Raw genomic sequence first — 14467 nt, 5'->3', positions numbered from 1 at the left:
TTCTCTCGTTACAGCTCCACCTGCCGGTCGCACAGGGCGGCCAGCGCTTTATCATGGCCGGTGAGCAGGATGGGCCTATTCAGCGCCCGGAGGCGGGCGATGATCCGCCCTGCCCGGGCCTCGTCCACACCGGCGAAAGGCTCGTCCAGCAGATAGACCGCTCCTTCCACCGCCAGAGCGCGGGCCAGGGCACACCGCCGGGCCATCCCGCCGGAGAGGGCGCCCGGCAGCTTCCGCGCCTCCCCCTCCAGCTCTGTCAAGGCCAGATAGTCCATGGCCCGGCCCCTCTGGCCCTTGGGCAGCACCGCCTCCACCTGGCCCAGCACAGTACACCGGGGAAACAGGCGCGAGTCCTGAAACAGCAGCACCGGTGCGCCGGGAAGCTCCACCGTCCCCGACTCCGGGGGCAAAAGCCCCGCCATGACCCGCAAAAGGGTGGTCTTCCCCACTCCGGAGGGCCCGGTGAGAAAGGTGAGCCCCTGGTCGGGCAGGGACAGGCTGTAATGCTCCAGCACCGCCCGCTCTCCAAAGCGGACAGTGAGATCTCCTACCTTCATCCCCGTCCCTCCTCTCGCCAGGGGCGAAGGAGCCGCCGCGCCAGCGCCTCCATGGCCAGGCTCAGCGCCACCACCGCCGCCGTCCAGGCGAAGAGGGCAGAGGCGTCCAGATAGGTCTTGGCGCTCTGAAGGGCGCTGCCCACCGCCCACTTGGGCTGACAGAGCACCTCTGCCGCCACCCCCGCCTTCCAGGCAAGGCCCAGGGCGTTTTCCCATCCGGCGCACAAAGCGGGCATGGCCGCCGGCAGGTACACCAGCCGCAGCTTTCGCCACAGGTTCAGACGATAGTGCTCCGCCGCCTCCAGCAGCGCGGGCTCGGCGGCGGCAATGCCCTGCCGGGTAGAACGCCACACCACTGGCAGGGCCATAAGGGCGGCGGTGGCCACCGGAACCCGGCCGGAGGGCAGCCAGAAGTAGAGCAGGAGGATAAAGGACACCACCGGCACCGTCCGCACCGCCTTCATGGCGGGGGAGAGGAGCAGGTCGCACCACCCCCAGCCGGCGGTGGCCCCACCCAGCGCCAGTCCCAGGACGGCCCCCAGCAGGAACCCGGCGGTGATCCGCCCCAGCGTGGCGGCCACGGACTGCCAAAAGCTCCCCTCCCCCAGCAGGGCGAGCAGGGTGCGGCCCACCGAGGCCGGCGGCGGCAGGAGCAGCTCCTTGTCCACCCACCGGGCCCCTATGGCCCAGAGAAGGAGCCAAAAGGCCAGCGGAACGATAACTTTTAGGGCTTTTTTCTTCATATATTACTTTTTGTAGTCGAAATAGAAGGCTCCGTCGGGAATGGAGCCGCCGATGGAGGCGGGGTCGGCGGCGGCCAGGACTTGGTAATAACCCTGGATGTCCGCCATCATATCGTCCCCGGTGATGAAGCACAGGTTGGCGTCGGGCAGGGCCCGCTTGGCCACGGCGGCCTTGGGGACGATGCCGTAGGTCTCGGCCAGGGCGGCGGCAGGCTCCACATTGGCTGGGTCGGACATGTAGGCGATGGAGGCCTCATACTCCTCCAGGAATGCCTCGACTGCCTCCGGGTTCTGCTGGGCAAATTCCGTCCGAACGACCACACAGCCCATGGTGAGGGCGCCCTCAGCTCCAGCCTCCGTCCAGGCATCGTTGAGATCCACCGCGGCGCGCACGTCGCTGTTCTGCATGAGGACACTGGTGGCGGCGGGCACCGGGAGCATACAAAGTCCGGCCTCCCCAGCGGCCATCCGGGCGGAGACCTCGTCGCTGGAGAGCCACTCCACCTCCACATCCTCCCCTGCCGTAAGGCCGTTTTCCTCCAGCAGGTAGTTCAGCACGAATTCCGGATTGGCCCCCTGGCCGGTGGCCAGGAGCTTTTTCCCCGCCAGATCGGCCAGGCTGTTCACGCTCTCTCCGTTTTCCAGAATATAGAGCACGCCCAGGGTGTTCAGGGCCAGAAGCTGGATGTCGCCGTCCGTCTTATGGTAGAGGGTGGAGGCCATGTTGGTGGGCAGGGCGGCGATGTCCACCTTCTCTCCGGTGAGAAGGGCCACCACCTCGGTGGGCTCGGCGCAGACGGTGAATTCCACGGTGGCGCTGTCCTTTTTCTCCTCCATAAGCTTCGCCGCGCCCAGGCCGGTGGGGCCCTTGAGCATGGCTACCCGGACTTTTTCATCCTCCGCCAGGGAGGGTGCGGCGGTGGGCTCCGCCGTGGGCGCGGCCGAAGGCGTGGCCGTGGCCTCCGGTGTGGGCGCGGGCTTGGGGGCGCAGGCGGAGAGCAGAGAAAGCCCTAAGGCCAGGGCCAAAAGGCGTTTATATCGCATGGTGGATGTTCCTTTCCGTTTCAGATTTCCTATCCAGTCTACAATTTTAATTCACCGATGTCAAGAAAGAGTGACCTTTTGAGGGCTTTGGCATAGGATGGGGTACGTGAAAGGAGGTATCTTTCCATGGCAAGGCTCAAAAGCCGTACATATCAGACTGCGCAAGAGGCCCACGTCAAAGTGATGGCCGCCCGGCAGGCCCTTCTGGCGGAGGAGGAGCCCATGCACCGCTATTCCCATCCCATCTCCCAGCCTGCCCCCTGCGCCACCGCCCCTGTCCTCGAGGCCAGCGGCGAGGTCTGGACGCAAGTTCTGGAGCAGCTCTCCTGCCAGAGCCAGCTTCTGGTGGATCTTCTGGGGGCGGTGAACGCCCTCACTGCGGCCCTTCTGTGCCGGCAGCAGCAGAGCTCCTGAAAAAGTTACAAATTTCTTATTTTTTCGACCTTGGCTTGCTTCCGGGGTAGCTTTCCGCTATACTGGGCATACTGACTTCCAGAAATGGAAAGGAGAACCAAGGCGTGGCCAAGCGGAACCGTAAGAAAAAGCGGCCCTCCTCCCCGCTTCAGCGGCTGGGACGAGGACTTTACCGAACTTTAGTGATCCTCTCCGCCCTCATCGTGGGGGCTTGGATCGCCTTTAAGGCCGTCTCCCGGCGGCCCACCACCGCCGATGATACGCTCCGGCCAAACCAGACCGTGACCACCGACGATCCCAACACCCAGGACGTGGACGAAAGCCAGGGTCTCCAGCGCAAGGATGGGACATGGACTTTCCTTCTGGCGGCGGAGGATCAGGTCAGCGGCAGTACCGACACCATCATGGTGTGCACCTATGACACGGTGAACCAAAAGATCGGCCTGGTGTCCCTGCCCCGGGATACGCTGGTAGACCGCCGGGTGGGGCCCTACCACTACCACAAGCTCAACGCCGCTTTTCCCAACGGCAACATTGCCAATCCTCCCGACGGGGGCATCGCCGAGCTGATGGCCGCCGCCGGGGAGGTGCTGGGCATCCCCATCGACCACTACGCCCTGGTGGACACCCGCCTCTTTGTAGAGCTGGTAGACGCGGTGGACGGTGTGGATTTTAATGTGCCCGTCTATATGAACTACGACGCCCCTGACCAGGATCTCCACATCCACTTCAACCCCGGCATGCAGCACCTGACAGGCCAGCAGGCCCTGGAGGTGGTGCGCTGCCGGAAAAATTCCGACGGGCCGGGAGAGTATCCCAACAATATCTACGACGCCTACCCCGACGCCGACATCGGCCGGACACGGACACAGCAGGAGATGGTAAAGACCATCGCCAAGAAGATCCTCTCCAATCCCCAGAAGGCGGGCAGCTATGTGGAGATCCTGTCCCGGTGCATCAAGACCGACCTGTCGCTGCGGAATCTTCTCTGGTTTGTGGAGCCTGCCCTGGGCTTCGATTTCGACGACCTGACCACCGCCACCCTGCCCGGCGACGGCACCAAAAGCTACGACGGGGTCAGCTCGGTCTACGAGCTGGACGTGGAGGAGAGCCTGCGCATCATCAACGAATGCCTAAACCCCTACACCACCGATGTAACGCCGGAGATGACCAGAATGATCCGGGCGGACTGAGGGACATAAAAACCGGCTGGCGGAGCCTTCCGCCAGCCGGTTTTCTCTCTTATCCGCCCATCCTTTTTATACATAATAGGGATTCGGTTTGAAGAGCAGCGTAATAAGATCCACCAGCCATCCGATGAAAAAAAGGCCCATGGTAAAGAGGTAAAGGATCCCCATACCGGTCTTTCCCTCATAGAACTTATGGGCGCCGATCCCGCCCAAGAACAGGCACAGAAAAAAGGCCACCCATTTGTTCTTCATCCGGCCCATGGCGCCCATTATATTGGCATTGGTATTCATATTCGTATTCGTAATATTGATCTGCGGGGTCTCTGCGCTTTTGATCTCCTCCACCTGGCACCCACATTGGGGACACACCACAGCCGCGGCCGCAATGCGGTTTCCGCAGTGTTTGCAAAACTTGGTGTCCTGCGCGGTATGCGCCTCCTGCTCCACCGCGGCCTCAGTCTTCGTTTCCATCTCTGCCATTTTCTCTCTTCCTTTCCGCCGCACTGCATGCGGCTATGATCGTGTATTATATACTATTTTCAAAAAATACGCAAGTGCGTATACGCACTTGCGATAAAATGGCTACACTGTCCTTGAGGTGAAGGAAGCATGAGCGTCAAGGACACTGTTGCCCTGCGGTTCCAGCAGCTGTGTCAGGAACGGGGCATCCGTATCAACGAGCTGGCAAACCTCTCCGGCGTAACCCCCTCTACGGCATACAGTATGCTGGATCCCAGGCGGCGGGACATCTCCATTCTTACCATCAAAAAATTCTGCGATGGGCTGGGAATCACATTGGGCGAATTTTTCTCTTCTCCGGAGTTCGACGCGCTGGAGCAAGAGATAAAATAAAACGCTCCGAAGCGACTTTGCCGCTTCAGAGCGTTTCATTTTTAATGGAGCAGATCGGGCCCCGGCAGATCCATCTGCCGTTTGCGGTTTGCCGACCAGGTCAGCTTTTCCGCCAGCTTCTCCCCGTCCCCAGAGGCGATGACCTTCCGGTAGTCCTTCAGGTTGTCGATAAAGACATCCAGACAGGCGGTAAGGGCGGGGGCGTTGAGGGAAAAAAGCTGCGTCCAAAGCGGCACGTCCAGAGCCGCCACCCGGGTGCAGCCCCGGAAGGAGCTGCCCTCAAAGCCCTTACAGGTAAAGAGCATGGGATCGTCGCAGACGCTGACGGCAATAATGTGCATCATCTGGCTGGTGTAGGCCAGAATGGCGTCATGCTCCTGGGGCGTGGTCTTCACCACATCCTGACAGCCTATGTACGCCGCCATGCGCTCCATCAGCGCCACATGCGGCTCCCAGCTGTCCTCCCGCGGAGTCAGGATCAGGTGGGATCCCCGGAACATCTCGGCAAAGGCGTGCTCGATACCGGAAAACTCGGTGCCCGCCATGGGGTGGCAGCCGATGAAGTCCACCTCGGGGGGCAGCGCCTGGGCTGCCGCCATAATGGCGGACTTGATGCCGCACACATCGGTGACCAGGCTGCCCGGCTTGAAGTCGTTCCGGTGCTCGGCCAGGAAGGTCACGATGTCCACCGGATTGATACACAGAACGGTCACGTCGGCCTGCCGGACGGCGGCCGTCACATCCAGGGTGGCCTCATCGCCCACCCCGTGCTCCAGTGCGTAGTCCACGGTGGCCTGCCGCCGGGCCACGCCGATGACCTGAAAGTCCTCGAAGCCCTTCAGGGCCAGGGCCAGAGAGCCGCCGATCAGGCCCAGGCCCACAATGACGATCTTTTTCATCTCAAATCTCTCTCCCCACACATTCGGCCACTCGGGCCGCTTTCTCCATCAGGGTCTGGAACTGCTCCGGCGTAATGGACTGCTGGCCGTCGCACAGGGCGTGGATGGGATCGTTATGAACCTCAATGATCAGGCCGTCCGCCCCGGCAGTGATGGCCGCCAGAGCCATACGCTCCACCATCCAGGCCTGGCCGCTGGCGTGGGAGGGATCCACCATCACCGGCAGATGGCTCTGCCGCTTCACCGCCAGCACGGCGGAGAGATCCAAGGTGTTGCGGGTAAAGGTCTCAAAGGTGCGGATGCCCCGCTCGCAGAGGATCACGTTTGGGTTGCCCCCCGCCAGAATATACTCCGCCGACATGAGCCACTCCTCAATGGTGGAGGAGAGGCCCCGCTTGAGCAGGATGGGCTTGTTCAATTTCCCCAGCCGCTTGAGAAGGTCGAAGTTCTGCATGTTCCGGGCCCCCACCTGGATCACGTCCACATGCTGGGCAAAGTAGTCCACATCGTCGGTATTCATGATCTCGGTGACAATGGGAAGGCCGGTGGCCATCCTGGCCTTCTCCAGCAGCTCCAGGCCGGTGTAGCCCATGCCCTGAAAGGCGTAAGGGGAGGTGCGGGGCTTAAAGGCGCCGCCCCGGAGCGCCAGGGCGCCGCTTTTCTTCACAGCGCCTGCAATGCCGGTGATCTGCGCCTCGCTCTCCACCGAACAGGGGCCCGCCACCACCAGCAGACGGCCGCCCCCCACGGCGACTCCGGGGGCGATCTCCACCACCGTATCGTCAGGATGGTACTTCCGGTTGGCCTTCTTGTAGGGCTCGCTGACCCGCATGACCCGCTCCACGCCGGGCAGGGACTCCATCTTTTCAATGTCGATGTTCTGGGAGTTGCCCTCGGCACCCAGGATCGTGGTCTCCGCGCCCCGGGAGATCATCACATTCACGCCGCAGCGCTCCATCTCCCGAATGGCGTGATCCAGCTGCTCCTTACTGAAGCCGGGCCTCATAATAACAACCATATATAACACTCCTTTGGTCTACCGCGGTTTTCCGCAACAAAAAACGCGGCCGCCCGTATCGGGCCGCCGCGTCACCTGGCAGAGACGGCAGAACCGGTTCCGGGCATCACAAAAGGCCGCTATCGCAATAGCGGTAATAATAGGAATACCCGTGCCGGTCAAAGTGGTTCATCTTCGGTTCACCTGCTTTCCGCAGTCTACTTTAGCACTTTTTGTCGTTAAAGTCAAGGGGAATTTCCTTGAAATTTCAGACAGATGTGGTATGATATAAAAAAGCCGTTTCTCCGCCGGCTTGGAAGGAGGCCGCCCCATGAAAATTTCCACCAAGGGCCGCTATGCCCTGCGGCTGATGCTGGACATTGCCCTCAACGGGGAGGCTGGGCCCGTCTCTCTGCGGGATGCGGCCGAGCGGCAGGAGATCTCCGACAAATATCTGGAGCAGATCGTCACGAAGCTCAGCCGGGCGAAGCTTCTGCGCAGCGTCCGCGGTGCAGGGGGCGGCTACTTGCTGACCCGAAGGCCGGAGGAATACACCGTGGGGGAGATCCTCCGCTGTCTGGAGGGAAGCCTGGCTCCGGTGGGCTGCGCTGAGGACGCCGGCTTTTGTGACCGCGCCGGCAGGTGCGCTACCGCGGAGGTTTGGGACCGCATCGCCCAGGCGGTGAACCAAGTGGTGGACAACATCACCCTGGCCGACCTGATGAAGCGGCACGGCGAGAAGTGCAGCGGCTGCTGAACGTCAAAAAGGGCCCCTCCCAAGGGAAGGGCTCTTTTCTATGCACCAAATATCAGCCGCACCGCCCAGGCGGCGGCCAAAAAGGCGGCCACGTCGGCGCAGAGGGCCGCCGGAACGGCATAGCGGGTCTTACGGATGCCCGCCGCGCCGAAGTAGACGGCTATCGTATAGAAGGTGGTCTCGGTACTGCCCAGCATCACCGCCGCCGTGCGGCCCACGGTGGAATCCGGGCCGTAGGTGGCGATGAGCTCGGAGCCCACCCCCAGAGCGGCGTTGCCGCTCACCGGCCGCACCAGGAGAAGGCCCACCGTCTCCGGGGGCACCCCCAGCCGGGTCAGGAAGGGGGCAAGCAGCGCTCCCGCCGCCTCCATGGCCCCGGAGGCGCGGAGCATATATACCGCCGTCATCAAGCCCACCATGGCGGGGACGATCTTAATGAGCACCCCCAGGCCCTCGCCGGCCCCCTGCACCAGAGCGCCGTAGACGTCCACCCGCTTCGTCATCCCCCAAACCGCCGCCAGGGCAATGATGAGGGGCGCCACCATCTCGATCAGCAGCTGCGTCATTTTTTCACCCTCCACACTTTGGACATGACCCTGGCCGCCAGGATCCCCACCGACACCGACACCGCCGAGGCCAGCCACACCGCCGGCAGGATGTCGAAGGGCGTGGCGCACCCCGCCCCCTGGCGCACGGCGGCCACCGTGGTGGGCAGAAGCTGGATGGAGGCGGTGTTGCACACCACCAGCATGCACAGGCTGTCCGAGGCCACTCCGGGACTCTTCCTCGCCATCCGCCGGGCGGCCTGGATCCCCAGGGGGGTAGCGGCATTGCCCAGTCCCAGCAGGTTGGCGGAGACATTGGCGGAGATGGCGTCCATGGTTTCCCCGTCCCGCTTGAAATCCGGATAGAGCCGGCACAGAATGGGCCGCAGGAGCCTGGAGAGCTTCTCCGCCAGGCCGCAGCGCTTCATGACCTCCATAACGCCCATCCAAAGGCACATGACCCCCGCCATGGTGATGCACAGCTCCACCGCCGCCGCGGCCCCCTCTACCGCCGCCGCGGCCACAGCCGTGCCGTTGCCCGAGAGCAAGCCGTACACCACGGAGATGACCACCATCCCCGTCCAGATCACCGACATGGCCATTTTCTCCACCCCTTTCCCTCCCACTCTATGCCGGACAGGCTGTGGGTATGTCCTTTTTGTGCCCGGCCCCATGGGAAAAATTACCAATTTTTTCCTTTTATTTCTCCCGATTTTTTGAAATAAATAACTCATTCTACAAAATTTTCCAAATTTTGATTGACATGACATAAAAAATCAATATAATGGGCCTTAATCCCGTGAGCCTATGGGAATTTTAAATAAGGAAGGTCTCACCTATGAAATCTACCGGTATCGTGCGAAAAGTTGATGAACTGGGACGTATTGTCCTGCCCATCGAGCTGCGGCGAACTCTTGGTATCGAGGAAAAAGACGCTCTGGAGATCTATGTGGAGGGCGCCTCCGTTGTTCTGCGAAAATATGCCCCCGCCTGTATCTTCTGTGACGACGCCACCGACGTGATCAATTTCAAGGGAAGGAACATCTGCCCCAAGTGTCTGAAAGAGCTTCAGGGCCGCTGAGGATCACTATGTCCGAAAACAATGTGATCGTCGCCATCCGGGCCCTCCAGCGGCGGGATACGGGCACCGACTCCATGACCCAGCGGCTGGAGGGCCGCCTGACGCGGGAGGGGGACGGCTGGCTGCTCACCTATTCCGAGGAGTCCGGCGGCCTGGGCCCCACCTCCACCTCCCTGCGCCTGAACGGGGAAACCGCCACTCTGACCCGAAACGGGGCCCTCGCCTCCCAGATGGTCTTTCAGCAGGGACGCCCCCACACCTCCGCCTACAAGACCCCTTACGGCACGCTGCCCATGACCCTGCATACCCTTCGCCTGGAGTGGGAGCTGACGCAGGCGGGCGGCAAGGTATTTCTCGTCTATCAAATGCATCTGGGGGGAGCCGATATGGGAGAAAACCGGCTTCGGCTCACCATTACAAAGAAGGAGCCATCCCCCGGCTCCGAAGCAAAGGAGACTTTTCTATGACCGACAACCTGATCGTCGCCGCCAGAGAGCAGGTATCCGCCCTCACCCAGGCGGCTTATGAGCGGGCCGCCGCCGCGGGAGAACTTCCCGCCGGGGCGGTCATCGCCGGGAACGTGGACATTCCCAAGGACGTCACCCACGGGGACTACGCCTCCTCCTTCGCCCTGGCGGGGGCCAAGGCCCTGGGCAAGAATCCCCGGGCCATTGCCCAGGCGCTGGCCGACCACATGGAGCTCCAGGGCAGTTTTTTTGACAAGGTGGAGATCGCCGGCCCCGGCTTTCTCAACTTCACCCTGGGCAAGACCTGGTTCGGCCAGGTGCTCTCCGCCATTGAATCCGCCGGAAACGCGTATGGCTCCAGCGATGAGGGCAAGGGCAAGAAGGTGATGGTGGAATTCGTCTCCGCCAATCCCACCGGCCCCATGCACATCGGCAACGCCCGGGGCGGCGTGCTGGGCGACGCCATCGCCGCCATTCTGGAGCGGCTCGGCTACGACGTGTGGCGGGAGTTCTACGTCAACGATTTCGGCAATCAGATCGCCAAGTTCTCCCAGTCCATCTACGCCCGGTGTATGCAGCTGACCGTGGGAGAGGAGAACTACCCCTTCCCTGAGGAGGGCTATCACGGGGAGGACATCAAGGAGCTGGCCCAGGGCTTCCTCCAGCAGGCGCAGGACTTCCCCGGCCAGACCCCGGAGGAGGACTGGAAGGCCGCTATGGCCCAGTACGGCCTTTCCTCCAACATCCCCAAGATGAAGGACGACCTTTTGAAATACGGCATCCAGTACGACGAATGGTTCCTGGAGTCCACCCTCCACCAAAGCGGCTATGTGGAGGAGACCATCCGCCTGCTCACCGAGAAGGGCTGGACTTACGAAAAGGACGGAGCCCTGTGGCTGGATACCACCGGCCTTCTGAAGGAAAAATACCTGGCCGAGGGAAAGACCCAGGAGCAGGTGGACAAGCTGGAGCTGAAGGACGACGTGCTCCGCCGGGCCAACGGCTTCTACACCTACTTCGCCGCCGACATCGCCTACCACCGCAACAAGCTGGAAAAGCGGGGCTTCGACACCGCCATCAACATCTGGGGCGCCGACCACCACGGCCACGTCCACCGTCTCCAGGCCGCTCTGGACGGACTGGGCCTGGACGGCTCCCACCGGCTGGTCATCGTACTCATGCAGCTGGTGAACCTGCTCCAGGACGGCCAGCCGGTACGGATGAGCAAGCGCTCCGGCAAGGCCATCGCCCTGCGGGATCTGCTGGATGAGGTGAGCGTAGACGCCGCCCGGTTCATTTTCAGCTCCAGCAACTCCAACAGCTCCGTGGACTTCGACCTGGATCTGGCCGTCCGTCAGGATAGCGACAACCCGGTCTACTACGTCCAGTACGCCCACGCCCGGATCTGCTCCCTCATCGCCCGGCTCACCGCCGACGAGGGTCTCGCCGTCCCCACCGCGGCAGCGGTGGATGCGGGGCTCCTCAACAGCCCCGAGGAGCTCTCCCTCATCAAGGCCCTGGCCCGGTTCCCCGAGGAGGTCAAGATCGCCGGCAGGGATTATGACCCCTCCCAGATCAACCGCTACCTGATCACCCTGGCGGGGGACTTCCACCGCTTCTACAACGCCAACCGCATCAAGGGAGAGGCCCCCGGGGTGGCCCAGGCCCGGCTCAAGCTGGCGGACGCCACCCGGAGTGTGCTGGAAAACGGTCTCAACCTCATCGGCGTCACCGCCCCGGAGAAGATGTAACTGCATTCGCCGTCAGAGCGCCCCTGTTCCCCCTACGCAATAAAAAAGCGCCCTCAGCCTGATAAGTCAGGCTGGGGGCGCTTTTTTATTTTTCTCTCCGGCGTGATCACAGGACATTATGTACGTCCCTGGCGACCTCCCACAGAAGGGAGAGTACCTCTTCCTTTCCCGGGGATCTGGGTCTCCGCATTTTTGATCTACCTGCTTATTGCCGTCATCCTCTATTTTGTTTTCCAGGGGCATAAGCTCCAGCAGGTGGAGCTGAAAAAGCCCGAGCCTGCCACCCCGGTGCAAAAGAAGAGCCTGGTGGTGCTCCTCATCGGCTCCGCCACCACCGCCATGTCCCCGCTGTCCACCGCCGGCGGTCTGCTCCTGTCCGGCTGTCCCGACAACATCGAGGATGGCAACAAGATCTTCAACGGCATGTTTTCCATGGCCGTGACCTGCATGGTCGTCCTGGTTCTGGCCGCCTTCCTGGGTATGTTCGGCCTCTGGGGACTGTTCTGATCTCACGTTTTCACTCTCTTTTTCATTCCTTCCTGCCTGGCAGGAGGAAAAAAAGACAGCCTGGGATAAATCCCAGGCTGTCTTTTTTCCCCGCTTACGCCGCGGTATCCAGTTCGGACAGAGAGGTGTGGCGGATAGGCTTCCACTCCACCTTCTGGAACAGTGCCGCCACGGTGATAGGTATGTAAGTCATCATAAAGATGGGGAAGAGCGCCAGATACCCCAGCTTTTGCAGGGGCGTGGCCCGGATGGCCCGCCACTCGCTGAGCACGGTGATGAGCCCGTAGAGGAACATCCCCCGGTAAAAGGCCCAAAAGGCGCCCGCCAGGAAGTCCCAGGTGAGCAGCAGCACCTGCTTACTGACCCAATCGGGGGCGGAGATGCACACCAGGGCCACCACCACCTGAAGGGCGGCCCCCGCCACCGTGAGGAGTACGCCAGGGGTAACGGTGAGCAGGATGTCATAGCACCCCAGCCCCTGCCGGCCGCCCCGGAGCACGCCCTTGAGAAGGTCGGGGCCATATTGGGCGTCCACCTGGTAGAAGCCCTTCGACCAGCGCAGGCGCTGATCCCAGGACTGGCGGAAGGAGGTGGGCTGCTCGTCGTAGATCACCGCCTGTCCGCAGTAGCCGATGCGCAGGCCCTGAGCGGCGCACTCCGCGGAGAACTGGATGTCCTCGGTGAGCAGGTGGTAGGGCCACCCCCCCTTCTCCCGGATGAAGTCGGCGCTGACCAGAAAGCCGGTGCCGGACACGGCGCAGTTGACGCCCAGGGCCATGCGGGCGGCGTTGACGAAGCGGGCCTCCCGGAGGAACCAGATGGAGTAGCCGGCGGTGATCCAGTTCTGGCCAAAGTTCTTGGAGTTGCGGTAGCCTGTGATGGCGGTGAAGCCGCCCCGGTCGAAGACCCGGTTCATCTCCCGGACGAAGGCCGGATCCACAATGTTGTCGGCGTCAAAGATGAAGTATCCCTCGTACCGGCTGTCCAGGCCGTCCCGCTTTAGGCATTTGAGCAGGTAGTCCAGGGCGTAGCCCTTGCCCACCTCCACATGGTCGAACCGGCGGTAGACGGTAGCTCCGGCGGCCTTGGCCACAGGGGCGGTGCGGTCGGTGCAGTTATCCGCCACCACATAGATATCCAAAAGCTCTGCGGGGTAGTCCTGCGCTTTCAGGCTCCCGATCAGTTCTCCGATGACCCCCTCCTCGTTCCGGGCGGAGATGAGCACGGCGTACCGATGGAGCTTTTTGGGCTCCCGATGATCCTTCCACCGGCGGCGGATAAGGCCCACCACCAGATAGGCCACCTGGTATAAGTAAAGCAGGGTCGCAGTGAGACCCAAAACCAAATTAAAGCGTTCCACAAGACGGATCAGCTGCATGAAACACACATTCCCTTCTGCCCGTTTCTCTTTTGTCAGTTTTGATTTTAGCACGGTTTTTTCTTGAATCAAGGCCCCCGGGGCAGATTTAAGGAAATGTTAAGAAAAGTTTTTAAATTCGTTTACTATCCCATTATTTCCAGTGTTTTGAAGGATTTTTGATCCCTTTCAAAGTATAAAAAGAGCCGGCGGAGAGAACCGCCAGCCCTTCTCATTTTCTCAGTTGAATTTGTAGATCTTTCTGGCCATCCGGTAGAGCTGTACCGACAGTTTTCTGCCCTGATAACCCGGGAAGATGCCCACAGTGGACAGGGCCCGGTATTTGAGCTTGTGGTGAAGCCGCCGATCCACCGAACGCAGATACTCCCACAGCTCGGTCTTCATCCCCAATTTCTCCGGGGAGTTATCGATGTTGAGGAACACGGAGGAAATGGTCATCATCATGGCCAGATAGTTGGTCATGTACCGGCCCAGCTTGGGGCTCGTGGCGCGCACCTTCTGCAGATCATGGGCGCCGATCATCAGCTTGGTCACCCGCACCTGCTGCTCCACCCGGCCCACCATCACCTTCTCATTGACGCTCTGGTCGGCCCGGCCAATGAAATAGCGGTAGAGATCCACATCCATATAGTAGATGCTCTTGACAAAGGGCAGAGGCTGGTAGACAAAGATATTGTCCACATAGAAGGTGTGCTTGGGCAGCTCCAGGCCGCATTGGCGCAGCAGCTGTGTCCGGTAGATCACCGAGTGCATCAGCAGGTACTGGGAGGGGCGGAAGCGGCCCATCTCCTCCCAGGTGAAGAGCTTGTCCTGGGGGAAGACATTGCGGTAGCGCATGACCTTTTGGGTCTTGTCCTCCACATGCTCATAGACGTAGTTGGCGATGAGCAGGTCAAGGGGCGCGCTCCACCTGGCGCACTCCCGCAGCTTGGCCATCACCTTCTGCAGGGCCTCGGCGTCCAGCCAGTCATCGGAGTCCACCACCTTATAGTACATCCCCCTGGCATTGCGAATACCCTGGTTGACGCCCTCGCCGTGGCCCCCGTTTTCCTGGTGGATGGCGCGGATGACGTCGGGATATTTCGCCGCCCAGGCGTCGCACTTGGCCGGGGTATCATCCTTGGTGGAGCCGTCGTCCACCAGGATGATCTCAATGTCCTCCCCAGCGGTGAGCAGGGTCTCCACACAGTGATCCATATAGGCCGCCGAGTTGTAGCAGGGCACGGCGAAGGTCAGAATTTTCTCCATTTCGGCACTCACTCCTATTGTATCTCTGCCTCCGAGC

General features: G+C 61.5%; 18 protein-coding genes. 8 read left to right on the top strand and 10 right to left on the bottom strand.

Annotation, left to right across the window (positions count from 1 at the left end; translation table 11 throughout):
• Window positions 1-8: 8 nt before the first annotated feature.
• Genes NFR87_RS06465 through NFR87_RS06455 form a run of 3 tightly spaced genes read right to left on the bottom strand, consistent with a single transcriptional unit; the run spans window position 9 to window position 2344 of the window.
• Window positions 9-557, bottom strand: a complete 549-nt coding sequence (locus tag NFR87_RS06465; protein WP_251447990.1) for an ATP-binding cassette domain-containing protein — start codon at window positions 555-557, stop codon at window positions 9-11.
• The gene (locus tag NFR87_RS06460) at window positions 554-1300 is read right to left on the bottom strand and encodes an ABC transporter permease (RefSeq protein WP_251447987.1); all 747 of its coding nucleotides are present in this window, start codon (window positions 1298-1300) and stop codon (window positions 554-556) included. The genes NFR87_RS06465 and NFR87_RS06460 overlap by 4 nt, the downstream gene beginning before the upstream one ends.
• A 3-nt stretch (window positions 1301-1303) precedes the next feature.
• Window positions 1304-2344 (bottom strand): ABC transporter substrate-binding protein, encoded by a 1041-nt coding sequence (locus NFR87_RS06455; RefSeq protein ID WP_251447984.1) that lies wholly within the window; start codon window positions 2342-2344, stop codon window positions 1304-1306.
• A gap of 126 nt (window positions 2345-2470) precedes the next feature.
• On the opposite strand from NFR87_RS06455, the gene NFR87_RS06450 reads away from it, so the two are divergent.
• Both NFR87_RS06450 and NFR87_RS06445 read left to right on the top strand, forming a co-directional pair.
• Window positions 2471-2758 (top strand): hypothetical protein, encoded by a 288-nt coding sequence (locus NFR87_RS06450; RefSeq protein WP_251447979.1) that lies wholly within the window; start codon window positions 2471-2473, stop codon window positions 2756-2758.
• A gap of 104 nt (window positions 2759-2862) precedes the next feature.
• The gene (locus tag NFR87_RS06445) at window positions 2863-3951 is read left to right on the top strand and encodes an LCP family protein (RefSeq protein WP_251447976.1); all 1089 of its coding nucleotides are present in this window, start codon (window positions 2863-2865) and stop codon (window positions 3949-3951) included.
• A 66-nt stretch (window positions 3952-4017) separates the two neighbouring features.
• Here the strand turns inward: NFR87_RS06445 and NFR87_RS06440 are convergent, their stop codons facing one another.
• The gene (locus NFR87_RS06440) at window positions 4018-4428 is read right to left on the bottom strand and encodes a TM2 domain-containing protein (RefSeq protein WP_251447974.1); all 411 of its coding nucleotides are present in this window, start codon (window positions 4426-4428) and stop codon (window positions 4018-4020) included.
• 129 nt (window positions 4429-4557) lie between these two features.
• On the opposite strand from NFR87_RS06440, the gene NFR87_RS06435 reads away from it, so the two are divergent.
• On the top strand, window positions 4558-4800 hold the full coding sequence (locus NFR87_RS06435; protein ID WP_251447971.1) for a helix-turn-helix domain-containing protein: 243 nt from the start codon (window positions 4558-4560) through the stop codon (window positions 4798-4800).
• 41 nt (window positions 4801-4841) lie between these two features.
• Here the strand turns inward: NFR87_RS06435 and NFR87_RS06430 are convergent, their stop codons facing one another.
• Together NFR87_RS06430 and aroF are read right to left on the bottom strand one after the other, a co-directional pair.
• Window positions 4842-5699, bottom strand: coding sequence for a prephenate dehydrogenase (locus tag NFR87_RS06430; RefSeq protein WP_251447968.1), 858 nt, complete (start codon window positions 5697-5699; stop codon window positions 4842-4844).
• Between the two features lies 1 nt (window position 5700).
• Complete coding sequence (gene aroF / locus NFR87_RS06425) at window positions 5701-6717, bottom strand: 3-deoxy-7-phosphoheptulonate synthase (protein WP_251447964.1); 1017 nt, start codon at window positions 6715-6717, stop codon at window positions 5701-5703.
• A 310-nt stretch (window positions 6718-7027) separates the two neighbouring features.
• Between aroF and NFR87_RS06420 the strand changes: the two genes are divergently transcribed.
• Window positions 7028-7453, top strand: coding sequence for an RrF2 family transcriptional regulator (locus tag NFR87_RS06420; protein WP_251447962.1), 426 nt, complete (start codon window positions 7028-7030; stop codon window positions 7451-7453).
• A 38-nt stretch (window positions 7454-7491) separates the two neighbouring features.
• Here NFR87_RS06420 and NFR87_RS06415 read toward each other — a convergent pair whose 3' ends face one another.
• Both NFR87_RS06415 and NFR87_RS06410 read right to left on the bottom strand, forming a co-directional pair.
• The gene (locus tag NFR87_RS06415) at window positions 7492-8019 is read right to left on the bottom strand and encodes a spore maturation protein (protein ID WP_251447959.1); all 528 of its coding nucleotides are present in this window, start codon (window positions 8017-8019) and stop codon (window positions 7492-7494) included.
• A complete protein-coding gene (locus NFR87_RS06410; protein WP_251448086.1) occupies window positions 8016-8600 on the bottom strand; it encodes a nucleoside recognition domain-containing protein in 585 nt (194 codons plus the stop codon). The genes NFR87_RS06415 and NFR87_RS06410 overlap by 4 nt, the downstream gene beginning before the upstream one ends.
• A 236-nt stretch (window positions 8601-8836) precedes the next feature.
• On the opposite strand from NFR87_RS06410, the gene NFR87_RS06405 reads away from it, so the two are divergent.
• From NFR87_RS06405 to NFR87_RS06390, 4 genes are all read left to right on the top strand, one after another.
• Window positions 8837-9079 (top strand): AbrB/MazE/SpoVT family DNA-binding domain-containing protein, encoded by a 243-nt coding sequence (locus NFR87_RS06405; protein ID WP_251447957.1) that lies wholly within the window; start codon window positions 8837-8839, stop codon window positions 9077-9079.
• Between the two features lie 8 nt (window positions 9080-9087).
• Window positions 9088-9546, top strand: coding sequence for a YwiB family protein (locus NFR87_RS06400; protein ID WP_251447955.1), 459 nt, complete (start codon window positions 9088-9090; stop codon window positions 9544-9546).
• On the top strand, window positions 9543-11297 hold the full coding sequence (gene argS, locus NFR87_RS06395) for an arginine--tRNA ligase (protein WP_251447953.1): 1755 nt from the start codon (window positions 9543-9545) through the stop codon (window positions 11295-11297). Before NFR87_RS06400 ends, argS begins: the two co-directional genes overlap by 4 nt.
• A gap of 192 nt (window positions 11298-11489) precedes the next feature.
• Complete coding sequence (locus tag NFR87_RS06390; RefSeq protein ID WP_251447950.1) at window positions 11490-11804, top strand: hypothetical protein; 315 nt, start codon at window positions 11490-11492, stop codon at window positions 11802-11804.
• 94 nt (window positions 11805-11898) lie between these two features.
• On the opposite strand, the gene NFR87_RS06385 is transcribed toward NFR87_RS06390, so the two are convergent.
• Both NFR87_RS06385 and NFR87_RS06380 read right to left on the bottom strand, forming a co-directional pair.
• Window positions 11899-13182 (bottom strand): glycosyltransferase family 2 protein, encoded by a 1284-nt coding sequence (locus NFR87_RS06385; RefSeq protein WP_251447948.1) that lies wholly within the window; start codon window positions 13180-13182, stop codon window positions 11899-11901.
• A 219-nt stretch (window positions 13183-13401) separates the two neighbouring features.
• Window positions 13402-14430, bottom strand: a complete 1029-nt coding sequence (locus NFR87_RS06380) for a glycosyltransferase family 2 protein (RefSeq protein ID WP_251447945.1) — start codon at window positions 14428-14430, stop codon at window positions 13402-13404.
• Window positions 14431-14467: the final 37 nt, after the last annotated feature.

Origin of the sequence: Vermiculatibacterium agrestimuris (genome assembly GCF_943193085.1) — a bacterium.
GTDB classification, from domain to species: Bacteria; Bacillota; Clostridia; order Oscillospirales; family Oscillospiraceae; genus Vermiculatibacterium; species Vermiculatibacterium agrestimuris.
The sequence above is the reverse complement of the archived record's forward strand: the minus strand, read 5'-3'. Positions and strand labels throughout refer to the sequence as shown.